The sequence below is a fragment of the Mycobacterium pinniadriaticum genome, from assembly GCF_026242045.1.
Lineage (GTDB): Bacteria > Actinomycetota > Actinomycetes > Mycobacteriales > Mycobacteriaceae > Mycobacterium > Mycobacterium pinniadriaticum.
Map to the genome: position 1 here is coordinate 112,621 of NZ_JAPJDO010000003.1, position 21,692 is coordinate 134,312.

General features: G+C 67.1%; 25 protein-coding genes. 12 read left to right on the forward strand and 13 right to left on the reverse strand.

From position 1 onward, the window contains the following. Positions 1-11: 11 nt before the first annotated feature. A complete protein-coding gene (locus ORI27_RS04785; protein WP_265995399.1) occupies positions 12-1,178 on the reverse strand; it encodes a DUF7159 family protein in 1,167 nt (388 codons plus the stop codon). 274 nt (positions 1,179-1,452) lie between these two features. On the opposite strand from ORI27_RS04785, the gene ORI27_RS04790 reads away from it, so the two are divergent. Continuing rightward, positions 1,453-1,812 carry a carboxymuconolactone decarboxylase family protein gene (locus ORI27_RS04790; RefSeq protein ID WP_265995400.1) on the forward strand — a complete coding sequence of 120 codons (360 nt, stop codon included), beginning with the start codon at positions 1,453-1,455 and terminating at the stop codon, positions 1,810-1,812. Positions 1,813-1,816: 4 nt separating this feature from the next. Here ORI27_RS04790 and fdxA read toward each other — a convergent pair whose 3' ends face one another. From fdxA to ORI27_RS04815, 5 genes are all read right to left on the reverse strand, one after another. Beyond that, positions 1,817-2,161: a ferredoxin gene (gene fdxA / locus ORI27_RS04795; protein ID WP_265995401.1), complete on the reverse strand. Its 345-nt coding sequence runs from the start codon at positions 2,159-2,161 to the stop codon at positions 1,817-1,819. A 96-nt stretch (positions 2,162-2,257) separates the two neighbouring features. After that, on the reverse strand, positions 2,258-2,827 hold the full coding sequence (locus ORI27_RS04800) for a hypothetical protein (protein ID WP_265995402.1): 570 nt from the start codon (positions 2,825-2,827) through the stop codon (positions 2,258-2,260). A 4-nt stretch (positions 2,828-2,831) separates the two neighbouring features. Further along, complete coding sequence (locus tag ORI27_RS04805; protein WP_265995403.1) at positions 2,832-3,347, reverse strand: hypothetical protein; 516 nt, start codon at positions 3,345-3,347, stop codon at positions 2,832-2,834. Between the two features lie 215 nt (positions 3,348-3,562). Then, on the reverse strand, positions 3,563-4,417 hold the full coding sequence (locus tag ORI27_RS04810) for a cyclopropane mycolic acid synthase family methyltransferase (protein ID WP_265995654.1): 855 nt from the start codon (positions 4,415-4,417) through the stop codon (positions 3,563-3,565). Between the two features lie 97 nt (positions 4,418-4,514). After that, a complete protein-coding gene (locus ORI27_RS04815; protein WP_265995405.1) occupies positions 4,515-4,748 on the reverse strand; it encodes a hypothetical protein in 234 nt (77 codons plus the stop codon). 266 nt (positions 4,749-5,014) lie between these two features. Between ORI27_RS04815 and ORI27_RS04820 the strand changes: the two genes are divergently transcribed. Next, complete coding sequence (locus ORI27_RS04820) at positions 5,015-6,088, forward strand: S1C family serine protease (protein WP_265995406.1); 1,074 nt, start codon at positions 5,015-5,017, stop codon at positions 6,086-6,088. A gap of 2 nt (positions 6,089-6,090) precedes the next feature. Here ORI27_RS04820 and ORI27_RS04825 read toward each other — a convergent pair whose 3' ends face one another. Beyond that, on the reverse strand, positions 6,091-6,861 hold the full coding sequence (locus ORI27_RS04825) for a class I SAM-dependent methyltransferase (RefSeq protein WP_407666226.1): 771 nt from the start codon (positions 6,859-6,861) through the stop codon (positions 6,091-6,093). Between the two features lie 58 nt (positions 6,862-6,919). Here ORI27_RS04825 and ORI27_RS04830 point away from each other — a divergent pair, with 58 nt between their 5' ends. Next, positions 6,920-7,489: a chorismate mutase gene (locus ORI27_RS04830; RefSeq protein ID WP_265995408.1), complete on the forward strand. Its 570-nt coding sequence runs from the start codon at positions 6,920-6,922 to the stop codon at positions 7,487-7,489. Here ORI27_RS04830 and ORI27_RS04835 read toward each other — a convergent pair. Both ORI27_RS04835 and ORI27_RS04840 read right to left on the reverse strand, forming a co-directional pair. Further along, the gene (locus tag ORI27_RS04835; RefSeq protein WP_265995409.1) at positions 7,486-8,496 is read right to left on the reverse strand and encodes a DUF4331 family protein; all 1,011 of its coding nucleotides are present in this window, start codon (positions 8,494-8,496) and stop codon (positions 7,486-7,488) included. The genes ORI27_RS04830 and ORI27_RS04835 overlap by 4 nt on opposite strands. A gap of 61 nt (positions 8,497-8,557) precedes the next feature. Then, complete coding sequence (locus ORI27_RS04840) at positions 8,558-9,439, reverse strand: TIGR03854 family LLM class F420-dependent oxidoreductase (protein WP_265995655.1); 882 nt, start codon at positions 9,437-9,439, stop codon at positions 8,558-8,560. Between the two features lie 130 nt (positions 9,440-9,569). On the opposite strand from ORI27_RS04840, the gene ORI27_RS04845 reads away from it, so the two are divergent. The 3 genes from ORI27_RS04845 to ORI27_RS04855 all read left to right on the forward strand — a co-directional run bounded on the left by ORI27_RS04845 (position 9,570) and on the right by ORI27_RS04855 (position 11,475). Continuing rightward, positions 9,570-10,391 carry a polysaccharide deacetylase family protein gene (locus ORI27_RS04845; protein ID WP_265995410.1) on the forward strand — a complete coding sequence of 274 codons (822 nt, stop codon included), beginning with the start codon at positions 9,570-9,572 and terminating at the stop codon, positions 10,389-10,391. Between the two features lie 83 nt (positions 10,392-10,474). Next, entirely contained in the window at positions 10,475-10,930 is a 456-nt protein-coding gene (locus tag ORI27_RS04850; RefSeq protein ID WP_265995411.1) for an SRPBCC family protein, read from the forward strand. A gap of 41 nt (positions 10,931-10,971) precedes the next feature. Further along, positions 10,972-11,475 (forward strand): nuclear transport factor 2 family protein, encoded by a 504-nt coding sequence (locus ORI27_RS04855; RefSeq protein WP_265995413.1) that lies wholly within the window; start codon positions 10,972-10,974, stop codon positions 11,473-11,475. Positions 11,476-11,486: 11 nt separating this feature from the next. Here ORI27_RS04855 and ORI27_RS04860 read toward each other — a convergent pair whose 3' ends face one another. Together ORI27_RS04860 and ORI27_RS04865 are read right to left on the reverse strand one after the other, a co-directional pair. Continuing rightward, positions 11,487-12,569, reverse strand: a complete 1,083-nt coding sequence (locus tag ORI27_RS04860) for a pyridoxal-phosphate dependent enzyme (protein WP_265995415.1) — start codon at positions 12,567-12,569, stop codon at positions 11,487-11,489. Continuing rightward, positions 12,566-13,234 carry a YoaK family protein gene (locus ORI27_RS04865; protein ID WP_265995416.1) on the reverse strand — a complete coding sequence of 223 codons (669 nt, stop codon included), beginning with the start codon at positions 13,232-13,234 and terminating at the stop codon, positions 12,566-12,568. Before ORI27_RS04865 ends, ORI27_RS04860 begins: the two co-directional genes overlap by 4 nt. Positions 13,235-13,303: 69 nt before the next feature. Here ORI27_RS04865 and ORI27_RS04870 point away from each other — a divergent pair, with 69 nt between their 5' ends. After that, positions 13,304-14,584 carry a cytochrome P450 gene (locus ORI27_RS04870; RefSeq protein ID WP_265995417.1) on the forward strand — a complete coding sequence of 427 codons (1,281 nt, stop codon included), beginning with the start codon at positions 13,304-13,306 and terminating at the stop codon, positions 14,582-14,584. A gap of 42 nt (positions 14,585-14,626) precedes the next feature. Then, complete coding sequence (locus ORI27_RS04875) at positions 14,627-15,952, forward strand: cytochrome P450 (protein ID WP_265995418.1); 1,326 nt, start codon at positions 14,627-14,629, stop codon at positions 15,950-15,952. A gap of 34 nt (positions 15,953-15,986) precedes the next feature. Here the strand turns inward: ORI27_RS04875 and ORI27_RS04880 are convergent, their stop codons facing one another. Then, positions 15,987-17,099 carry a glycosyltransferase gene (locus ORI27_RS04880; protein ID WP_265995656.1) on the reverse strand — a complete coding sequence of 371 codons (1,113 nt, stop codon included), beginning with the start codon at positions 17,097-17,099 and terminating at the stop codon, positions 15,987-15,989. A 102-nt stretch (positions 17,100-17,201) separates the two neighbouring features. Between ORI27_RS04880 and ORI27_RS04885 the strand changes: the two genes are divergently transcribed. After that, entirely contained in the window at positions 17,202-17,552 is a 351-nt protein-coding gene (locus ORI27_RS04885; RefSeq protein WP_407666216.1) for a hypothetical protein, read from the forward strand. A gap of 12 nt (positions 17,553-17,564) precedes the next feature. Here the strand turns inward: ORI27_RS04885 and ORI27_RS04890 are convergent, their stop codons facing one another. Next, on the reverse strand, positions 17,565-18,464 hold the full coding sequence (locus ORI27_RS04890) for a dienelactone hydrolase family protein (RefSeq protein WP_265995419.1): 900 nt from the start codon (positions 18,462-18,464) through the stop codon (positions 17,565-17,567). A 43-nt stretch (positions 18,465-18,507) separates the two neighbouring features. Here ORI27_RS04890 and ORI27_RS04895 point away from each other — a divergent pair, with 43 nt between their 5' ends. The 3 genes from ORI27_RS04895 (at position 18,508) to ORI27_RS04905 (ending at position 21,382) form a co-directional block, all read left to right on the forward strand. Further along, positions 18,508-19,044: a flavin reductase family protein gene (locus ORI27_RS04895; protein WP_265995420.1), complete on the forward strand. Its 537-nt coding sequence runs from the start codon at positions 18,508-18,510 to the stop codon at positions 19,042-19,044. 84 nt (positions 19,045-19,128) lie between these two features. Beyond that, positions 19,129-20,922 carry an N-acyl-D-amino-acid deacylase family protein gene (locus ORI27_RS04900; RefSeq protein WP_265995421.1) on the forward strand — a complete coding sequence of 598 codons (1,794 nt, stop codon included), beginning with the start codon at positions 19,129-19,131 and terminating at the stop codon, positions 20,920-20,922. Next, positions 20,912-21,382, forward strand: a complete 471-nt coding sequence (locus ORI27_RS04905) for a nuclear transport factor 2 family protein (RefSeq protein ID WP_265995422.1) — start codon at positions 20,912-20,914, stop codon at positions 21,380-21,382. The genes ORI27_RS04900 and ORI27_RS04905 overlap by 11 nt, the downstream gene beginning before the upstream one ends. The last annotated feature ends 310 nt before the right edge of the window (positions 21,383-21,692 follow it).

A 21,692-nucleotide genomic window follows, 5' to 3' on the forward strand; every position in this document is an offset into this window, starting at 1 on the left:
AAACTCGGCGGCTATCCGCCGTGAAGGCGTTCCCAGATTCGGGTACGCAACGACGGCTTGGGTTCGGCGACCGGCGGCACGGTGGCCTGGGGCAGCGGCGGCGGGGCATAAGCGGCGTCGGGCGGCTCGAAAGCGGGGTCGGCGGGCACGTCGGCGGGCGGAGCGTCAGGCGGCGGAACGTTCATCGTCATCGCCACGACCGGAGCGTAGTCAAAGCTGGGCTTGGCTTCCTGCTGCTCCGGAGTCGAGGACAGCGCCTGGGGTTCCGGAGCGGGAACCGCCGGAACACTGTCGGGCAGCAGGGCGGGTGTCTCGGCGGTGTTCAGCACCTCGTGGTGGTCGGCCCGCACTCCGCGGTCGGGCAGCAACTCAAGTCCCATTGCCACCGACGCCGACGCCACGAACGCCACCACGCCGCCGGCCAGGAGCGCGGTCGCACCGCGCAGGGCCTTCGAGTCGCGGTGGCGCGTGACCGGAGCGGGCGGGAATACCAGCAGCGGATCATCGGCGACTCCGATGCCGTTCACCGAAGCCAGGGCCGCGCCGCGGGCCAAGGCCAGCTCCGCCTCGGCCGGGGCGAAGACCGGGATGTCCAGGATCTCTTCCAGGCGCCGGGCGATCGATTCCGGGCCGTCCCCCGAACCCAGCAGCACCAGCCCGTCGGGCTGCCAGTCGCTGCGGGCCAGGTTGTCGGCCAACCAGCCGATCAGGCCCTGGTCGGTTTCCAGGTCGTGGCTGATCATGGTCTGCACCGCACCGTCGTGGGCGTCGACGACGAGGGCGACGACGGTATCCGGCTCGACGACGCACACCGCGGTGACATCCGAGCCGATCACCTGTCCGATGCCGTGGGCGAACGCTTCGGTGGCCTCGGGTAACCGGACCGGGATCACGTTGTCGAATCCGCAGTCGGCCAGTGAGTCGAGCAGCAGCGAGGCCTCGATCGAGGCGTCATCGCTCCATGTCACCCCGATGGACTGCAGGCGTTGACCGCCCACGATGGCTTGGGTGCGGGACAGCGCCTCGGCCACGAACTCCGAGGTCGTCACCGGGGTGAATCCGCCGCGGCGCACCTCGAAGGCGTCGTGGCCTTTTGTGGCGCCATCGGCGCCGTCGCCTTCGACCAGGACGAGCCCGACGGTGGTCGGGGTCATCGACAGTCCCAGGACGGTGTCCAACTGAGGCGCTCCTCTCCGGTCCTGACTTCGCCGACCCCGCGCAGCACACGCCAGGGCGTCGAAGCCTGGTGTGACACATCGCGCTGGAAGCACCGGAAGTGAACCGGGACAGCGTGGTCGTCATCGATCTCCGTGGAGCCTACCCGCAGTCGCCTATACCGGCGAATGAGCACCGCGCGGTTCCGCTCCGGCCACGATGCGATAACGGGCGGGCATCCGCCTCCCCCGGCTAAGGGCCAGCTCGCGATACGGCACCCGGTATAAGGTCGGCGTCATGGAACACGGCCATCACCAGGAAATCCTCAACGAACTCCGCCCTCAGCACCGCGCTCTGCGGCAGATGATCCCGGACGTCTACAAGGCTTTCAACGATATGAGCGGCGCGGCGCTGGGCGCTGGCGCGCTGGAACCCAAGATCAAGGAGCTGATGGCCATGACGATCGGCCTGGTCCACGGCTGCGACGGGTGCATCGCCTCGCATGCCCGCGGTGCTGCGCGGGCCGGCGCGACGAAGGAGGAGGCGGCCGAGGCCATCGGGGTCGCGATCATGATGCACGGCGGCCCCGCCACCATTTACGGGGCGCGAGCCTACGAGGCCTTCTGCGAGTTCGCCGACGCCGCGGCGTCGAGCTGACCGGTCAGTCCTGCCGCTGCGGCAACGTGGCCACCATCGGGGTGTCCACGCCCACCGGGCCCAGCTCGTAGGCCCCGCCCGGGTTCCCGATCGGCGCGTCGCGGCCCGGCAGGATCTCGGTGAAAAAGGCGGCGTTGTCCGCGAGGAACTTCTTCTCCTCCTCGGGCAGGTCAGCCTCGAAATAGATGGCGTCGACCTCACACAGGATCCGGCACGCTCCGCACTCGACACACTCGGTGGGATTGATGTACATGGTCCGGTCGCCCTCATAGATGCAGTCGACGGGGCATTCCTTCATGCATGCCTTGTGCTTGACGTCGACACACGCACTGCTAATCACGTAGGTCATGGCGGAAGTCTATCTGTAACTGCCCGTACCAGACATGGACGGAAGGCCCGCCACGCCGGGGACCAAAGTCCCGATCTGCCCGGGACGCGGCGACGCTCAGCGCGGTAGCGCGGCGGTGACGTCGACCCACCCGGTGGGGTCGTTCCGGTGGTCGGTGACGTCCCGGCATTCGCCGTAGATCTGCATCGTGCCCCGGTCATCGCGGTCAGAGTTGCGGAAGAAGATCACCGTGACACCGTCTCGGGTGAAGGTCCGGCCGCCGGGATGACGGCTGGGCCGGATCGCCTCGGTCCACCCCCGCCCGGCCATCGCTTTGGCGATCGCACCGAAGTACTGCGGGGTCTGCATGACCCCCGGTACGTCGAAGTTGAGGTAGATCGCACCCTGGTAGGGCGGCTCGTCGACGTTCTTGCACGACATCAGCAGATAGCTCGCGCTTACACCGGAGAGCTTGCCGGTGCCGACGATCTCCCCGGCCGGTTCGAGGACTTGGAGTTTGGCCTGTTCGTCGGTCAGCGGGTCTGCGACCGGGTCGACCGCTGCGCCCCGCAGATCCCGAAACCTATGGAGAGCAACGAAACTCAGCGCCAAGACGAGGCTGACGAGCAGAGCCGCCGTGATGAGCAGCCGAGCGGGCTTGGCGCGAAGGCCGGTTGCGGCTGGCATCACATCAGGACAACGGTGTACAGCTGTAGGGCCGTTGGTCGAAGAAGTGGACCGCCGGCATTCCGTCGACGTAGGTGTACTCGACATCGGGACCCCAGGTGGTGCCCGGAACCACCCACGGTGGAACTCCGGCCGGGTAGGCGACGGTGACATCGGTGTAGAACCGTGCGTTCGCCGGGCAGCCGGGCTTGTCGGCGGGGGCCGGATTCCAGGCGTGCACCACGATCGGGTTGTACAGGTGGGGGCCCTGAGCGCAGTTCGGCTGGCACCGAACGGCATTGTCCGTGCCGGTTCCGGTGGCGCCGTCAGCTCCCCACGTGCTCCACGTCATGTTCTCCATGATGCTGGTGGAATCGCACCCGTACACCACCTGCTGCGGCTTTTCCTGCAGCGGCTGGCTCGGGTCATAACAGCTGCCGAACACGTAGACGATCCCGTCCTGGGCCGGGTCCGCAGCGGCGGTACCGGCGGGGCACAGAATCATCGCCAGCGCCGCGGCGCCGATCGTCACTGCGCGCACGATTGATCTCCCTCACCGATACCGACGACGCGCGCATGCTAACACCGGCCGGGGACCATCGGCCCTATGCGATGTGGGCGTTCGGCCCGCGACGTCACCCGGGCACCGCCCATATCGTCAACGACGACATCGTGATTGTGGCGCACGCCGGGGGATGCGTCGATGGTGTGCCCGTTTCACCCAGGTTGGTGAGGCCGGGGGCTGGCGGCCAGCCGTCAGCCCTTGGCCAGGGTGAACTGGCAGATGTCGGTATAGCCGTCGCGGAACAATTCGGCGCAGCCGGTCAGATATTTCATGTATCGGTCGTAAACCTCGCGCGACTGCAGCGCCACGGCCTCTTCTTCGTTGGCTTCCAGAGCTGCCGCCCAATGGTTCAGGGTGCGGGCGTAGTGCAGACGTAACGGGTGTACCCGGTTGACGGTGAATCCGGCGCGGGTGGCGTGTTCTTCGACGACCTCCACCGTGGGCAGGCGGCCACCGGGGAAGATTTCGTCCATGATGAATTTGAAGAACTTGAGGTGCCGCATCGTGATCGGCATCTCACGCGCGATGAATTCTTCGTCGCTGGGCCGGACAATGGTATGCAGCAACATCACGCCATCTGCCGGAAGCGACTCGTAGGCCATTTTGAAAAACGCGTTGTATCGGTCGGTACCGAAATGTTCGAATGCGCCGATCGAGACAATCCGGTCCACCGGCTCGTTGAACTGCTCCCAGCCCTCGAGCAGGACCCGCCGGGACCGCCGACTCTCGGATTCGTCGAAGAGCTGCTGGACATGCAGCGCCTGATTCTTGCTCAGGGTCAACCCGAGAACGTTGACGTCGTAGCGCTCGAGAGCGCGCATCATGGTCGCTCCCCAGCCACAGCCGATATCCAGCAACGTCATGCCTGGTTGCAGCCCCAACTTGCGCAGTGACAGATCGATCTTGGCGAATTGCGCCTCTTCCAGCGTCATGTCCTCGCGTTCGAAATAGGCGCAGCTGTAGGTCTGCGTCCTGTCCAGGAAGAGTCGATAGAAATCGTCGGACAAGTCGTAATGGTGCTGCACATCGTCGAAGCGCGGCTCCATCCGGGCGGAATTCGCGGGTGTATTCAACTGCATTTTCCTGTTCTCGCGTCTGCATCCCGGCCCACCCCCTCGAGACCGATCACACTCCCCAGGTGACCTAACCCTGGTAGCCTACGGGACTAACCAGCGGATCCCCACTTGAGCAAACTGTCAGCCAGCTGAGCGTCAGCTGTCGTGAGGATTTCTCGGTATCGTTTTCGCTGCCATAAATCAGCCGTCCTTCCTCGTCGAGCCACTCGTTCACGGCCGTGCCCGTCACCGTTGCGTCCGAACCGGGCAGCACCGCGGTGGGCCCGGTCTTCATAGACCTTTCTTCATTGGCCTTCGCCATCTCCTTCGCCGCGGCCCACGCGCGCTCGGCGGGCGCCGGCTTCTCGGCCCGCCGCGCTGCTCGACCCTTTCGGAGCGTTCCGGAGTACTCACGATGAGAATCCCTTCTGGTCCGGTGCGCGATGGCTGAGGCGGGACTGCAATGTTGTCGAAGGGACTGCCCAAATGTGTAACCCGCCAAACAGCGTTGTTGCGCTCAGCAACACCACGAACGGTCAAAAGGGCGTCCGCGTGCCGCACGGGCGGCTTTTCAGGCAAAGTTGAGTCATGGACGCAAAGCCTCCGCTTCGCCGCGGCCGCCAGCTGCTGATCGTGCTGGCGGCCCTTCTGCTGGTGCCGGGCCTGCTGGCCGGGCCCGCGCACGCCACGCCGGCGCCCGTCGTCCCGACCCCCCTGGCGCCGCTGGACCAGTCCGCAGTGCTCGGGCAGGTCACGCCGGGGCTCGTCGATATCAACACGACGCTGAACTACCAGGGCGCGGTCGGCGCGGGCACCGGCATCGTGCTCGATCCCAACGGCGAGGTGCTGACCAACAACCATGTGATCGAGGGCGCGACCGAGATCACCGCCACCAGCCTGGCCAACGGGCGTACCTACCCGGTCGATGTCATCGGCTATGACCGCACCAACGACATCGCGCTGATCCGGTTGCGCGGTGCCAGTGACCTTCCCGTCTCGTCACTGGGCACGTCGTCTTCGATATCGGTGGGCGATCCGATCGCGGCGATCGGTAACGCGGGCGGGACCGGCGGAGCGCCGAGTTTCTCGCCCGGCACCATCACCCAATTGGGGGCATCGGTGCGGGCTTCCGACGAGTCCGGGGGCGGCTCGCGCGATCTCACCGATCTGATCAGGGTCGCCGCCGACGTCCGGCCCGGTGACTCCGGCGGCCCGCTGGTCAACGCCACCGGTCAAGTGATCGGCGTGACCGTCGCGGCCACGCTGACCTACCGGATGGGCAACGTGCGCGGCGGTGAGGGCTTCGCCATCCCGATCGACCGGGCGCTCGGCGTGGCCGGCGCGATCCGGTCCGGTGGCGGGGCCGGCGTGCACATGGGTGACACCGCGTTCATCGGTGTCGGTATCGCCGACGCGTCCGACGGAGGACCCGCCGGAGCCGTTGTCCGCCAAGTACTTCCAGATACCCCGGCCCGCGGCATCGGCATCATGAGCGGCGATGTCATCGTCGCGGTGGACGGAGTCACGATCAATACCGCCTCTGATTTGTCCAATGTGATGGACGCCCACCATCCGGGCGACACCATCGTGCTGACCTGGCTGGACCGCGCTGGTAACCCGCAGAGTGCCGGCGTCGTCCTGAGCGCGGGACCGGTGGGCTGACCTCAAGTGTGCAGCTCGGCGCGCAGCTGCATCAACCGCAACAAGCCGGCGCGCCCCGTCACGGGTGCGTAGGCGTTGACCATGTCGTCGACGAACGCGGCGCGCTCGGCTTCGGGCAGCAGGTCGGTCCAGGCCGTGCCGCCGACCGTGCACCACGCCGTGAACTGCTCGGCGGATCCGAAATCCCACTCGTGGTCGCGGACCGTCACCGACTCGACTCGGAGGCCGCTGGACTCGGCCAGCTCGCCGAATCCTGCCGGATCGGGATGGACGAATGGTGCGCTGAATCCGGTGAAGTACGCCGCCCACCGGGGACTGCGGGCCACGAGCATCGCGGTCGATTCGATGCTCGGACGCGCGCTGTCGCAGACCAACTGAACCAGGGCCCGCCCACCCGGCCGGAGCACGGCGGCGATCCCGGCCAGAGCGTCGCCGAGCCGGGGCACCCAGTGCAGCGCGTTGAACGAGACCACCATGTCGAAGCTGGCGCCGAACGGCAACCGGAGCGCGTCGGCACAGACGAACACCGGGCCGGCCGGTGCGCAGTGGCCGACCTGGCCCGCGGTGGCCACCATCCGCGGCGAGGCGTCGACGCCGACGACGTAGCCCCGCGGAAGGCGGGTGGCGAGCTCGCGGGTGAGGAATCCGTCGCCGCAGCCGATGTCGAGCACCCATTCGCCGCCCTCGATGACGAGTTCGGCCAAGCTCTCGGACGCCACCGCACGCTGCAAGCCGCTGACCCGGCGGTAGTCCCGGCCGCTCCAGTCCGCCACCGACACAGTTAACGTCATGGTCGACATCGGCGGCAATATCCACAAAGGACGGGTTCCCATGAGTACTGCCCTGGCGCGAGGCACGGTAGCGATGATGGCGGTGCTGGCCGTGGCGACCGCCACTCCCGCGCAGGCCGATTCAAGCGAACCGCTGTTCGATCTGGTCGATGCCGCGGCCCAGCGATTGCAGACCGCCGACGCGGTAGCCGCCAACAAGTGGTTGACCGGCGGCCCGATCACCGATCCCGCCCGGGTCGAGCAAGTGTTAGCGGCGGTGTCGTCGGACGCCGAATCTCGGGGCCTGGCGACCGATTACGCCACCACGGCATTCACCAACCAGATCAACGCGACCGAGGCGATCGAGTACAGCCGGTTCGCCGGCTGGAAGTTCGACCCGGCCGGCGCGCCGAGTTCGGCGCCGGACCTGTCGGCATCGCGATCGGTCATCGACGGGCTCAACCATCAGATGGTCGAGCAGATGGCCGCCCAGTGGGCGCTGCTCAACTCGCCGGGTTGCCGATCGGCCCTCGATGCCGCCAAGAACGCTGTGGCCGACCAGCGGCAGTTCGACGACCTGTACCGCACCGCGCTGGATGTCGCCACCCGGTCTTATTGTCCTGGCGACTAATTCGCCGGGTGCGGGTTGCCCAGGTATGGGAACACGTCGAGGGTGTCGGTGTGCGGGGCCAGCCCGCTGGGTGGGCAGTCGCCTTTGGTCAGGAAGGCCAGCCGGTAGTCGATGACATCGTCGGTGAACACCCGCCCGTTGGGGTATTTCGCCGGCTTGGACGGGTCGAAGTGCAGCATGTCGGGCAGGGTGCCCTCGCGGTCGATCTCCGCGACGGCCTCCTCCTCGGTATAACCGCCGGTGTGCCCCATCAGATGGACGAACTGCCCGGTCCAGCGCGCCCGGTCGTTGACCGGGACGCTCGCGTTGTACTCCACCTTGGTGTCGTCGGTGTTGAAGAAGCTACTCACCGACGGATGACCCGCGCGGTCGACGTGAAGCAGTTCGCCATTACGTTTCACGCTGCACCGACCCCAGATTCGGATATCGGGGTTCGCGCCGAGTTCGGTCGTCGGCAGCTCGATGGCAATGGAGAACACGTTGGCGGTCAGGTTCGAATCCACCCCGGTCCACGGTGACGTTCCGCCGAGGTGCGGCGCGGTGAAGTTACGGCCGCCGGTGATGTCGAAGAGGTTCTTGATGCCGTCGAAGTCGAAGAAGAACGCGTCACTGCGCGCCCCGGCCGCGAATGTGCAACCCTCCGAGTGGTGGACTTTGGCGGTCGAGCCGAACGACACCTCGACGGCGTCGAAGATCTTCTCACCCAAGGGAAGTGGTGATTCCGCTTCCGCACCGACGGCCCTGAAGACATCGACGGTCTGACGCCCGTCGACAGGTTCGGAGAACACGAAACTGAAGGCGATGTCGTTGAGGAGATCGCCGTCGTTGTCGACCGCCAGCCGGTAGACGGCGTCGGGGTGCAGCGCATCGGCGTTCGGATTCGCGTTGAGGATCAGCACCGTTCGGGTCGCGTCGGCGGGAGACTGAAACGCATACAGGTCGCACAGGTCCAAGCGCTGGTCACCAAGCGGCGGGCCGAGGCTCAGGCCGGTGAAATGATTCGACATCGCAAAATTCCTCCGCCGCTATTGCTTCGGGCCTCAAGACCCCGATCGGTACTCTGCCGGATCAGTTCTGCCGGGGCAACAGCTCGTCGATGAAACGGTCGATGAACTCGTCAGCGGGTGTGTCGCCGACGGGCCGGATCACGAATTTGCTCAACCCCGCGGCGATGAGACCGTCGAGCTGGCGGTGCAATTGCGGCCAGTCGCCGGCGACGAGATCGGCCGGATCCACGTCAGGACGCCGGGAGCGGACAGCGGTGGCGATCTCGTCGCGCAGGCCGCCGTCGGCGACGCCGAGACTCAGCCCGTAGTGATCGGGTTCGATGGCGCGGCCGGCCTCGGCGGCGGCGCGCTCGATGCTCTCCCGTGCGGCGCCCGCCTCGTCCGGGGTGAGGAAGCTGCCCAGCCAGCCGTCGGCCAACCGCCCGATCCGACGGAATGCCGCCGGCGCCGACCCACCCAGCCAGATGTCGACCGGTACCGGCGGACAGATGCCCAGCGAGGCGGAGGTGAGCTGAAAGAACTCGCCGGCGAAGGTGACCTCGTCCCCGGTGAGCAGCGCGCGCAGCACCTCCAACGCCTCGTCGAAGACGGCGGCTCGGCGGCCGTCGGGGACACCGAACAGATTCCATTCCGCCTGCGATGCCGGACGCAAGCCGAAGGCGGGCAGAACCCGTTTGGGGCCCAGGGCGGCCAATGAGGCCAGCGCCTTGGCGACCAGCACCGGATTGCGGCCCGGCAGCACCGCCACCGAGGTGCCGACCTTGAGGCGGTCGGCGCGGCCCAGGGTGTACGCCATGCCGGCGAACGGGTCGACGGCCGGGCTGTAGACCAGCTCCGAGAACCACAGCGAGTCGACGCCGGCGGATTCCAGCCGGTCGACGATCCGGGGAAGATCCGTGACTTCGCTCGCCAATCCCAGGCTTGCGCCGAACCGAATCTTCACGTCGTCCACGTGGTCACCGTAGCCCGGCCGGATATGGCGACACAGGCGCGGATGTCCGTTGTTTCGGCGACCTTCGACCGTAACCTGAGGGTGTGACGAATGTTACAGATGTTACTTCTGGGACTTCCAAGTGCCGGAGGTAACGCGGCGCCAGTTCGTCCTCGGGCTGCTGGCCTCGGCCAGCCTCGTCGGGACGTCCAGCGCGATCGCGATGTCACAGGCCAGCCCGCGGCTGACCACCAGGACTCCCCCACCGATCGGGGCGGCACCGCTGCTGCCCCCGCCACCGCCGCTGGACCGGGTGGCGCTGCCGGGTGGCGGTGAGCTGACCAAACTGCCCGGCAACGGCGATCTGTTGGCACTGACGGTCGACGACGGGGCCAACTCCGAGGTCGTGCGGCTCTACACCCAGCTGGCCAAGGACACCGGCATTCGGTTGACGTTCTTCGTCAACGGCGTCTACGACTCCTGGCGCGACAATGCTGCCCTGTTGCGGCCGCTGGTGGACTCCGGCCAGATCCAGCTCGGCAACCACACCTGGTCACATCCGGACCTGACCACGCTGAGCAAGGCCGAGGTCGCCGCGCAGTTGCAGCGTAATGACCGGTTCCTGCGCACCACCTTCGGTGCCGATGCCACACCGTATTTCCGGCCGCCGTACGGCAATCACAACGACGCCGTCGACAGCGTCGCCGCCGATCTGGGCTACCGGGTCCCGACGCTGTGGGCGGGATCGTTGGCCGACTCCACGCCGGTAGCTGACGACTTCATCGTGAAGATGGCCGATCAGTACTTCATTGCGCAGAACATCGTCCTGGGCCACCTCAACCACCTGCCCGTCACCCACGTCTACCCCGCCCTCGTCGACATCATCCGGTCACGGAACCTGCGCACGGTCACGCTCAACGACGTTTTCCTGCAGCCGGAGATACCGCACGTCACATCGGCTTGATTCCCGGGTCGCTTCGCTCCTGCCCGCCGGATCCAGTTTCCCGGGTCGCTTCGCTCCTGCCCGCCGGATCTAGGATCACGCTCATGGAAGGCTCCGTGACCGTGCACATGGCCGCTCCGGCCGACAAGATCTGGAATCTGATCGCCGACATCCGCAACACCGGCCAGTTCTCACCGGAGGTGTTCGAGGCCGAATGGCTAGACGGCGCCACCGGACCGGCACTGGGCGCGAAGTTCCGCGGACACGTCCGCCGCAACGAAATCGGACCGGTGTACTGGACCACCTGCCGCGTCACCGCCTGCGAGCCGGGACGCGAATTCGGCTTCGCCGTCCTCGCCGGCGATAAGGCACTCAACAACTGGCACTACCGCTTCGACCCCAGCGGCGACGGGACCGACGTGACGGAGTCCTTCCGGCTCGCCAAGTCCGCCCCGATGCGGGTGTTCTGGATGTTCGGTGGCTACCTGCGGGGCCGGCGCAACCGGCGAGACATGCGCACCACGCTGGAACGGATCAAGAAAGTCGTTGAGAACGAGTGAATCTCGGCCATCAGCCACGACCGGTTTGATAGAACCGGTGCATGGGTCGATGGTCGCGCGAAGAACTTGAGACGGCGTTCGAAGAACACAAGCGGGTTGTCGTCGGTATCGGCGAGAGCTGGGACTGGTCCCGGTTCGCCGATCAGTTCACCGAGGACGCCACCTACGTCGAGCACTCCTACGGCACGTTCCAGGGGCGCGAGGCGATCCGCAACTGGATCGTCAACACCATGAACACCTTCCCGGGCACCGAGATGCCGCTGTTCCCCTCTACCTGGCATTCCATCGATGTGGACAAGGGTTGGGTGATCTGCGAGTTCCAGAATCGGATGCGCGACCCGGGCGACGGCAGCATCCACGAGGAGCCGAACCTCTCGGTGCTCAAATACGCGGGCGACGGGCTGTGGAGCTACGAGGAAGACGCCTACAACCCGATGAACTTCATGCCCATGGTGCGCGGCTATATCGAGACCTCGAAGCGGCTGGGCACCATCTCCGACGATGCGGTGCAGTTCGCCCGCAACATGGGGTGGGATCTGGCCTGACCCTGGCGGTCTCAGTTACCGGCATGTTTGAGCCCGGCACCGCACAGCGGGATCACCACGTCGCCGACGGCCAGCCGCTCGCGGACCAGCTGCCAGCCCGCTCCTGATCGGCTCGCGGCGCTCGCCGCTGCGGCATAGCAGACCGCCGCGGTGGGTTCGACGAACAGGCCTTCGCCGCCCGCCAGCGCGCGGCGGCCCGCGGTGACGGCCTCGTCGTCCACGGCGACGATCGTGCCGCCGGACGCCTGCACGGCGGCCAGGATCTGCGGGGCCCGCGGTGGTGCGGTGATCGCGATGCCCTCGGCCAGTGTCGATCCGGCCGTGAAGTGCTCGCCGTGCCATGCCGCCGCCAGCGGCGCGCAGCCGGCGGCCTGCACGGCCAGCAGCGCTGGCATCCGGTCGGCTCGCCCGGCGGCCACCAGCTCGCTGAACGCCAGATAACAACCCAGCAGCAGAGTCCCGTTTCCGACCGGCACCAGCACCGCCGAGGGCAGGCGGCCGCCGCTCTGCTGCCAGATCTCGTAGCCGTAGGTCTTCACCCCGTGCACGAAATACGGGTGGTAAACGTGACTGGCGTAGAACACCCCGGGGCGTTCGGCGATCTGCATCGCCGCCGACGCGGCATCGGCACGGCTGCCCGGTACCAGCGTCAACGCGGCCCCGTGCGCCCGGATCTGGGCGAGTTTCTCCGGTGACGTCGATGCCGGGACCACCACCTCGCAGTCGATGCCGGCCCTGGCGAAATAGGCCGCCGCCGCCGTCCCGGCATTGCCGCTGCTGTCGACCACCGCCCTGCTGACCCCCAGGTGTGCGGCCAACGAAGCCAGGACCACCGCGCCGCGGTCTTTGAATGATAATGTCGGACTGAGGAATTCGAGCTTGAATCGAGCCGGCAGGGTCCGCGAGGACACCATCGGGGTGTGCCCCTCGCCCAGGCTGATCGAGCCGTCGACCGGTATCGGCAGAACCTCGTCGGCTGCCGGGCGCCAATTCCCACCGACGTCGAGCAGCCCGCCGCAGGGGCAGCGCCACGCCAGCTCCGCGACCTCGAACTCCCGCCCGCACCAACCGCATGCCAGCGGCGGGAGATTCACGGCTCGATGCCCTTGCGCTCGTCGACAACGAACAGCACCAGGGTGACGAACAAGACGGCAGCGGGTAGCCAGATCGCCTGCACGCTCCACGCGCGGGTGGCGAACGCACCTGCCAGTGCGCCTCCGGTGAAGAACAACGTGACCGCGGCGTAGGTGCGGAAGGCGCGCCGCGCTATCGCATCATGGTCCACGAACCCGGTATATCCCGATTCGATCAGCCGCATCAGATTTCCGGTCGTGGCCACCGGCAGGTACACGAAATCGCCGATCTTGCGGAACAGCCCGATCTGCATCGCCGCGACGAACGAGATCGGCACGGTGACGTAGCTGTTCGGCACGGTGCCGGGCACGAAGCCGATCGTCGCCAACACGATCGCCTGCGCGAGCATCGTCCAGCGCAGCGGATGTTTCAGGTACCGCTCCACCCGGCCCGACTTCAGATGGGAGGCCAGGCCGACACCGGCGACGAACGCCAGGATCGGCCAGACGTGGGCCAGCGCATTGGCCGGCCGGCCCTGGCTCAAGTGCAGCGCGAAGAAGATGACATTGCCGGTCTGTACGTTCGCGAACACTCCGCCACGGGCCAGGTAGGTGTAGGCGTCGAGGAATCCGTTGGCCACGGTGAGCAGCAAGGCGAACCGAAGGGTCGTCGAGGTACGAGTCATCGTGTCAGCAAGCCTGCCCGAATCAGGAAACGATCACGACGGCGGGCGTCGAACTCTACTGTCATCGGAATGGGCATAGGCACCCGAGTCAACGGTCAGCCGCCTCCCGGCATGGCGCTCGACGAGATCAACCTGGGCACCTTCGAGTTCTGGATGCTCGACGACACCATCCGCGACGGCGCGTTCGCGACCCTGCGCCGCGAGGCTCCGATCAAGTTCTTCCGCGAGGTCGAGTACGAGGGCGTGCCGGTAGGCCCCGGCCACTGGGCGCTGACGAAGCTCGACGACGTCTTCTACGCGAGTCGCCACCCCGAGATCTTCAGCTCCTACCCAAATATCACGATCGGCGATCAGATCCCCGAGGTCGCCGAGTACTTCGGCTCGATGATCGCCCTGGACGATCCGCGGCACTCGCGGCTGCGCAATATCGTGCGCAGCGCATTCACGCCCAAGGTCGTGGCCCGCACCGAGGCGTCGGTCCGCGACCGCGCACAGCGCCTGGTGTCGGCCATGATCGCCAACCACCCGGACGGCAACGCCGACCTGGTATCGGAGCTCTCTGGTCCGCTGCCCCTACAGGTCATCTGCGACATGATGGGTATTCCGGAGGAGGACCACGACCGAATCTTCCACTGGACCAACATCATCCTGGGCTTCGGTGATCCCGACCTGACCACCTCTTTCGACGAGTTCCTGAGGGTGGCCTTCGATATCGGCGCCTACGCGACCGCGCTGGCCGAGGACCGGCGGACCAATCCCCGTGATGACCTGACCACTGCGCTGGTGGCGGCCGAAGTCGACGGTGAGCGGCTGACGTCGGCCGAGATCGCCTCGTTCTTCATCCTGCTGGCCGTCGCCGGCAACGAGACCACCCGCAACGCGATCAGCCATGGCGTGCTGGCCCTGACCCGCTACCCGGAGCAGCGCCGCATCTGGTGGGACGATTTCGCGGCCGTCACCGACACCGCCGTCGAGGAGGTGGTGCGCTGGGCGTCGCCGGTGATCTACATGCGCCGCACCCTGACCCGCGACATCGAACTGTCCGGGGTCAAGATGGCCGAAGGCGACAAAGTCACCATGTGGTACGCCTCGGCCAATCGCGATGAGGACAAGTTCGCCGACCCGTGGCTCTTCGACGTGACACGCAATCCGAACCACCATGTCGGGTTCGGCGGCGGGGGCGCCCACTTCTGCCTCGGGGCGAACCTGGCCCGCCGCGAGATCGCCGTGGTGTTCGACGAACTGCACCGCCGGATCCCCGACATCGAGGTCACCGACGAGCCGGCCATGCTGCTGTCGTCATTCATCCACGGCATCAAGCGGCTGCCGGTCGGCTGGCCGGCGACCTGAAGTGGTGGCGCAACCGGTACCGCGCTCGTAACGTTGACGGGCATGAGGCAGCGGCTGCACTGGTTGACGATGCACGGGGTGGTTCGGGTGGCGGCCAATTGGTCGGCGCGGCGCGGTGATCCGCAAGCCCAGATGGTGGCCGACCCGGCGATCCGCGCCGACCCGGTGCCGTTCTACACCCGGCTGCGCCCACAAGGCCCGATGATCCCCACCCGATTGGGATATCTGACCGTCGATCACGGCGTGGCCCACGAACTGTTGCGCTCCGATGCTTTCCGGGTGGTTGACTTCGGCGGCAATCTGCCCGCTCCCCTGCGCTGGCTGGAGCGTCGGACCCGCGACGATCTGCTGCACCCGCTGCGCCCGCCATCGCTGTTGGCCGTCGAGCCGCCCGAGCACACCCGGTACCGCAAGACCGTCTCGTCGGTGTTCACCACCCGCGCGGTGGCCGCGCTGCGCGATCGGGTGGAGCAGACCGCCGTGGACTTGCTCGATGGGCTGGCGGCGGGTCCCGGTGTGGTCGACGTTGTCGAGCGGTACTGCTCGCAGCTACCCGTCGCGGTGATCGGCGACATCCTCGGTGTGCCGGATGCGGATCGGCCCCGAATCCTGGAGTTCGGTGAGCTCGCCGCGCCCAGCCTCGACATCGGCTTGTCATGGCCGCAGTACCAGCGGGTGCAGCACGGCCTCGCCGGGTTCAACCAGTGGTTGTCCGCGCACCTGCGGCACCTGCGCGAGCACCCCGGCGACGATCTGATGAGCCAGCTGATCGCCGCGTCCGAGGATGGCGCCCACCTGGACGAGACCGAACTGCAGGGCGTTGCCGGACTGGTGCTGGCCGCGGGGTTCGAGACCACGGTGAACTTGTTGGGCAACGGAATTCGGCTGCTGCTGAACTCGCCGGACCAGCTCGCCCGACTACTTGCCGAGCCGTCGCTGTGGCCGAACGCCGTCGAAGAGATACTGCGGCTGGAGTCCCCGGTGCAGCTCTCGGCGCGGGTCGCCCTCACCGACACCGAGGTCGCGGGCACACCCGTGCGGGCCGGCCAGATGGTGGTGATCTATCTGGCCGCCGCCAACCGCGATCCCGCGGTGTTCGACGACCCGCACCGATTCGACGTCGAACGGCCCAATGCCGGTAAGCACCTTGCCTTTTCCGGTGGCAGACACTTCTGCCTGGGTGCGGCGCTGGCGCGGGCCGAAGGAGAGGTCGGGCTGCGACGGTTCTTCACGCACTTCCCCGATGTGCAGCTGGCCGGACTGGGCAGCCGTACCGACACCAGGGTGTTGCGCGGCTGGGCCGAGCTACCGGTCAGCCTCGGCTCGGCTTCCTTTCGCCCAAACCGACATTTCGCAGAGAAAGTCTGAGTAAACCCCGGCACAACGTCGAGTTCGACGGCGACTACGTCTGTAAACCGCTCAATGCCGACAGCATGCCCGCCGCCGACCGCGGCCAGGTGAAGCTCTCGGCCCGGCGCCGTGCGCAGAACCGCCGGTGCTGCTCGGGACGGTCGATGACACCGGCGACCGCCTCGGCGATGGCGTGGGGGTCGTTGTCGGCGCACGCTCCGCTGTCGGAGGTGAGGATCTCGGCGAGCGCGGAGGTGCGCGATACGACGGCCGGAGTTCCGCACGCCAGCGCCTCCAGCGCGGCAAGGCCGAACGTTTCGTGCGGCCCGGGCGCCAGCGCGACGTCCGCGCTGGCCAGCAGCGTCGCGACCGCGTCGCGTGACTCGATGAACCCGGTGAAAGCCACCGGCAAGCGCGCGGCGTGGCGCTGCAATCGGGCCCGCATCGGTCCGTCTCCGGCGACCACCAGCCGGGCGTCGACACCCGAATCCCGCAGAGCGGCAAGCGCATCGATACTGCGGTCGGCGCGCTTTTCCACCGAGAGCCGACCGCAGTGCACCAGCAGAACCTGGTCAGGGGCGGCCCAGCGGTTACGGGTGAGCGTGCAGAATCGGTCGGGGTGGAACATGTCGAGGTCGACACCCAGTGGCACCGTCAACACATTGGTGGCGCCGATGCGGTCGAACTCTTCCCGGGCAAAGCTGGTGGTACACAGCACCGTGTCGTAATTGGCGGCGGTGCGACGATTGGCCACGTCGGCGAGCCGGCGGGCCAGTCGTTTGGGCATGATCTGGCCGGTGAGCCGATCAAGGCGCTCGTGGGAGATCATCACGGTCGTGACACCGTGGCGAGCGCCCCATCGGCCCAGCGACCGCAGGGTGAACCGGTCCGATACCTCGACAGCGTCGGGTGCCAGCCGCTCCAGCAGCGCGGTAACCGGTGCGGGCATGACCGCGCGATAGCCGGCGGTGAAGGGAATCTGCCTGGCAGGAACCGTAATTCGAGTGACACCACTGGGAAGCCGGGTGTGAGCTGCGCCGGATCCCGGCACGATCAGGAACACTTCGTGTCCGGCGGCACAGTATTCGGCGCCGAGACGGTCGATTGCGGTGCGCAAGCCGCCCGACCGGGGACCGTAGAAGTTCGCGACCTGCGCGACCCTCATCATGGCCGTATCTGAACCCGCCGCGGTGTGCGCATGGCGACGCCCGCCCTTCGGCGTCCTGAACACGCGGTGAACACCGGCGACCAGACTACCGTTGATCACGTGCAGATTTCGGATGCGTTCCAAGCGGTGGCCGGCGCGGTGAATCGGGGCGCCACCGCCACGATCACCTCGCCGCGTTGGGGCCGGATCGTCGGCCTGGGCCTGACCACGATCAGTTACACCGGCCGTCGCAGCGGGCGCACCACCACCCTGCCGGTCGGATACCGCCGCCGGGGACAGGACATCCTGATCGGCGTTGCCATGCCAGACCGAAAGACGTGGTGGCGCAACTTCACCGGAGAGGGCGCCCCGCTGAGCATTCTGCTGTCCGGCACCGACCGTCCGGGCCATGCCGTGGCGACCCGGGATCCCCGCGGTCGGGTGACGGTCACGGTGCGTCTTGACGGTTAGGCAACCGCCACGTCAGTGCACCAGGTAGCGAGAAAACCAGTCCTGCAGGCGAGTCCACGCGTCGGCGGCGGCAACCGGGTTGTAGCGCGGCCCGGTGTCGTTGAAGAACGCGTGGTCGGCGTCGGGCTCGACGACGAGCTCGTTGACCAGACCGGCCTGGTCGAGCGCTGCCTTGGCGGCCGGCTCGGAGGAGGTCACGCGCTGGTCGAGCGCGCCGTAGAACCCGAGGACCGCGGCATCCTTGGATCCCGAGAAATCGGGGTTGTCGGGCAGCGGGCCGTAGAACGGTACCGCCGCCGACAGTCGCGGTTCACCGGCGGCCAGCAGCCGCCACACCAGGCCGCCACCGAAGCAGAACCCGACGACGGCGAGCTTCTGGCCGGGTGCGCGGCGCGCCACCTCGTCGAGTCCGGACCGGAGATCGGCGATGAACCGCTCGGGTGCGATAGTGCCCAACGCCGCGGTCGCGGCGGCCGGGTCGGCGAACGTCGCGGTCCCGCCCTCCTCGGAGAGTAGGTCGATGGCCAGCGCCGAGTGGCCGATTCCGGCCAACCGGCCCGCGACCGAGCGAACCCAGCCGTTGAGTCCCTTGTTCTCGTGGATGACCAGCACCGCCCCGCGTGGGGTGGCGGCCTGCGCCCAACTGCCCTGCAGACCCGCCCACGTCACCGGTGTGGTGGGCAGGGCGTCGGCCATTCCGGGCGGCGGCGAGGTGGATGCCGGAGCCGAGGGCGATGTCGAGGACGGCGACGTCGCGGGCCTCTCGCTGGTACAGGCGGCGATCAGCGCGCTCGCGGCGGCGGTACCGACGCCCAGCAGCGCCAACCGCCGCAATGCTTCTCGCCGGCTGAGCAAGCCGTCGACGTGATCGGTGGCGATCTCTTCGGCGATATAGCGCTGTAGTGGAGTCACCTTCTTGAGTATGCGCCCATTGGGTAGGCCTGAGGGCGAGGGCATGATCATCAATGGAGGTGGAAGCGTGGCAGAACACCAGGTAGCGGTGGGGCCTGAGGCGTTCGAGCAGATCGTCGGGTTGCTGGACTATCCGATGTCCGTGGTCACGACGAAGGTCGGCGACGAACGTGCGGGCTGTCTGGTCGGGTTCAGCACTCAGGTGTCGATCAAGCCGCCGCGGTATCTGGTCGGGCTGTCCAAGCTCAACCACACCTATGAGGTCGCCGGCCGCGGTGCGACGCATCTGGCGGTACACCTGTTGGCCAAGGAGCGCCAGGAACTGGCCCGGTTGTTCGGCGGTGACACCGGTGACCGGATCGACAAGTTCAGTCGATGCCGGTGGTGGAACGGTCCTGAAGGGCTGCCGATCCTGTCCGATGCCGCCGCGTGGTTCGCCGGCCACATCCTGGGCCGCTTTGATCTGGGCGATCATGTCGGGCATCTGATCGAACCAGTGGCCGGCGTCGCCCCGGAGCGCCTCGGGGACCTGGTGACGTCCAGCGACGTCAAAGACCTGGAGCCCGGGCACGAGGCGTAAGAACTCCTCGGGAAGTACACAGATCTGAAAAAGTGTGCACTAAATCGTTGACACCCGTCGGGGTGAACGGTTCTATTGACGTCCGTGAGCTACGACACGATCATCCGTAACGGCCGCTGGTTCGACGGAACGGGCGCCCCGTCGGGGATCCGGGATATCGGCATCCGGGACGGCCGCGTCGTCGCGGTCAGCCTGCGTCCGCTGGACGTGACCGGCTGCGCCGATGTCATCGACGCCGGTGGCAAGTGGGTACTGCCGGGGATGGTCGACGTGCACACCCACTACGACGTCGAGGTGCTCGGTGGCCCGGGCCTGCCGGAATCGGTGCGCCACGGCGTCACGACCGTCCTACTGGGTTCCTGCTCGCTGTCGACGATCCATGTCGGCGGCAGCGATGCCGGCGATCTGTTCGGGCGGGTCGAGGCGATCCCCCGTGAGCACGTCATCGCCGCCATCGACGGCGCCAAGACATGGACCACCGCCGAGCAATACGTCCAGGCCCTGGAGTCCCGGGCGCTGGGCCCGAACATCGCGGCTTTCATCGGCCACTCCGATATGCGCACCGCGGTGATGGGACTGGACAGCGCAACCCGCAAAGATGCACGCCCCAACGCACGTCAGCAATCCGAGATGGAGCGCATGCTCGCCGAGGCACTCGACGCCGGGTTCGTCGGCCTGTCCTCGCAGCAGTTGCTTTTCGACAAGATCGACGGCGACACCTGCCGCTCGAGGACGCTCCCGTCGACCTACGCCAAACCGCGCGAGCTGCGCCGGCTCAAATCGCTGCTGCGCAAACGCGGCCGGGTGCTGCAGTCCGGGCCTGACATCCAGAATCCGCTCAACCTGATATCGCAAGTGGCTCAATCGCTTCCAGTGTTGCGGGACAAGCTCAAGACCAGCCTGCTGTCGGCCGCCGACGTCAAGGCCAATCCGTTCGCGATCCTGATCATGGGCCCGTTGGCCAAGGCGGCGAACAGGTTTGGCGGCGACTTCCGCTGGCAACACCTGCCGGTTCCGTTCGAGGTCTACGCCGACGGCATCGACCTGGTGGTGTTCGAGGAGTTCGGTTCCGGAGCCGCCGCCCTGCATCTGCGCGACGAGGTCGAGCGCAACGCTCTGCTGACCGACGAGGGCTACCGGCGCCAGTTCCGCAAGGACTACGACACCAAGTTCGGGGTGCGGGTCTGGCATCGCGACTTCTTCGATGCCGAAATCGTTTCCTGCCCTGACGAATCCGTGGTCGGCAAGTCGTTCGGGCAAGTCGGCCTCGACCGTGGCGGGCTGCATCCGGTCGATGCGTTCCTGGACCTGGTGGTCGAGCACGGCACGAAGCTGCGCTGGCGCACGACCATCTCCAACCACCGCCCGGAGGTGCTCAAGAAGCTGGCCCGCGACCCCGGTATCCAGATGGGCTTCTCCGACGCCGGCGCGCACCTGCGCAACATGGCGTTCTACAACTACGGCTTGCGGCTGCTGCGCCATGTGCGCGACGCCGAGCGCAGCGGGCGCCCGTTCATGTCCGTCGAACAGGCCGTCCACCGGATGACCGGCGAACTCGCCGACTGGTACCAGATCGACGCCGGTCACCTGCGCGAAGGCGACCGGGCCGATCTCGTGATCGTCAATCCCAAACACCTCGATCGCCACCTCGACGACTACGCCGAGGAGCCCGTCGAGCAGTACGCAGGCCTGCCGCGGATGGTCAACCGCAACAACGACGCCGTCGACCTGGTGCTGATCGGCGGCCGTGCCGTGGTGCGTGACGGCGAACCGACCGACGTGCTCGGCGTGCACCGCACCGGGAGTTTCCTGCGGGTGGGCCGGCCGACGCCGGCACCCGGAACGACGACGGAATCGGAGCTGGCCCATGTCAATTGACACCTCGGCGGTGCCCACTGAGGTCGCCCAGACCGTGCTCGGCATGTGGAAGGCCCTGTCGAACCGCGACTGGGAGGCGCTCAAGACGTTCCTGTCCGATGACTGCATCTACGTCGACATGCCGGTCGGCCCGATCGCGGCCGCCCGCGGGCCCGAGGACATCGTCAAACGGCTCAAGGTCGGCCTGGAACCGCTGGCCGGCTACGAGAACCACGACGGCGTCCTGGTGAGCAACGGCGTGGACACCATGTACGAGCATTCCGAAACGTGGACGTTCGCCACCGGCGAGCAGGGAGTGCTGCGTTTCGTCACGGTCCACAAGGTCGAGGACGGCAAGATCACGCTGTGGAAGGACTACTGGGACATGAACGGGCTGACCAGCTTCGCGCCATCGGACTGGATGGAGCAACTGGCTCAAGCCGACATGAGCTGGATGTTCGATGCCACCGGGCTGATCTGAGTAACCCGCCTTGGAGCCAGCGGGCTGGGGTACCTAGCAGGGCCGGCTTCTCTATGAATTGGCTGAGAACTTACCGGAACCTCCACGTAGGGTTGCTGTGGGTATCTGAAATTTGACAACAACGCAAATTTCACACTCGGAGGTCCCATGGCTGGTGGTCGTCGTCGGGTCGCAGCAAGGCGCACGCAGGCGACGGTTGGGCGCCGTGTGCCGTTCGGTTGGCTGGGCGCAGGCATGTTCACAGTGGGGCTCGGTGCTGCCGTACTTGGTGGTGCCGGGGCCGCGCACGCCGACGCCAACGGATCAGGCT

What these genes read in the sequence shown, in the direction of transcription:
- ORI27_RS04855 (WP_265995413.1), top strand. Translation starts at nt 10,972, where the DNA reads ATGGGTCGATGGTCGCGCGAAGAACTTGAGACGGCGTTCGAAGAACAC.
- ORI27_RS04800 (WP_265995402.1), bottom strand. Translation starts at nt 2,827, where the DNA reads ATGCCAGCCGCAACCGGCCTTCGCGCCAAGCCCGCTCGGCTGCTCATC.
- ORI27_RS04810 (WP_265995654.1), bottom strand. Translation starts at nt 4,417, where the DNA reads ATGGAGCCGCGCTTCGACGATGTGCAGCACCATTACGACTTGTCCGAC.
- ORI27_RS04835 (WP_265995409.1), bottom strand. Translation starts at nt 8,496, where the DNA reads ATGTCGAATCATTTCACCGGCCTGAGCCTCGGCCCGCCGCTTGGTGAC.
- fdxA (WP_265995401.1), bottom strand. Translation starts at nt 2,161, where the DNA reads ATGACCTACGTGATTAGCAGTGCGTGTGTCGACGTCAAGCACAAGGCA.
- ORI27_RS04815 (WP_265995405.1), bottom strand. Translation starts at nt 4,748, where the DNA reads ATGGCGAAGGCCAATGAAGAAAGGTCTATGAAGACCGGGCCCACCGCG.
- ORI27_RS04880 (WP_265995656.1), bottom strand. Translation starts at nt 17,099, where the DNA reads ATGAGGGTCGCGCAGGTCGCGAACTTCTACGGTCCCCGGTCGGGCGGC.
- ORI27_RS04870 (WP_265995417.1), top strand. Translation starts at nt 13,304, where the DNA reads ATGGGCATAGGCACCCGAGTCAACGGTCAGCCGCCTCCCGGCATGGCG.
- ORI27_RS04865 (WP_265995416.1), bottom strand. Translation starts at nt 13,234, where the DNA reads ATGACTCGTACCTCGACGACCCTTCGGTTCGCCTTGCTGCTCACCGTG.
- ORI27_RS04850 (WP_265995411.1), top strand. Translation starts at nt 10,475, where the DNA reads ATGGAAGGCTCCGTGACCGTGCACATGGCCGCTCCGGCCGACAAGATC.
- ORI27_RS04875 (WP_265995418.1), top strand. Translation starts at nt 14,627, where the DNA reads ATGAGGCAGCGGCTGCACTGGTTGACGATGCACGGGGTGGTTCGGGTG.
- ORI27_RS04895 (WP_265995420.1), top strand. Translation starts at nt 18,508, where the DNA reads ATGATCATCAATGGAGGTGGAAGCGTGGCAGAACACCAGGTAGCGGTG.
- ORI27_RS04905 (WP_265995422.1), top strand. Translation starts at nt 20,912, where the DNA reads ATGTCAATTGACACCTCGGCGGTGCCCACTGAGGTCGCCCAGACCGTG.
- ORI27_RS04830 (WP_265995408.1), top strand. Translation starts at nt 6,920, where the DNA reads ATGAGTACTGCCCTGGCGCGAGGCACGGTAGCGATGATGGCGGTGCTG.
- ORI27_RS04790 (WP_265995400.1), top strand. Translation starts at nt 1,453, where the DNA reads ATGGAACACGGCCATCACCAGGAAATCCTCAACGAACTCCGCCCTCAG.
- ORI27_RS04820 (WP_265995406.1), top strand. Translation starts at nt 5,015, where the DNA reads ATGGACGCAAAGCCTCCGCTTCGCCGCGGCCGCCAGCTGCTGATCGTG.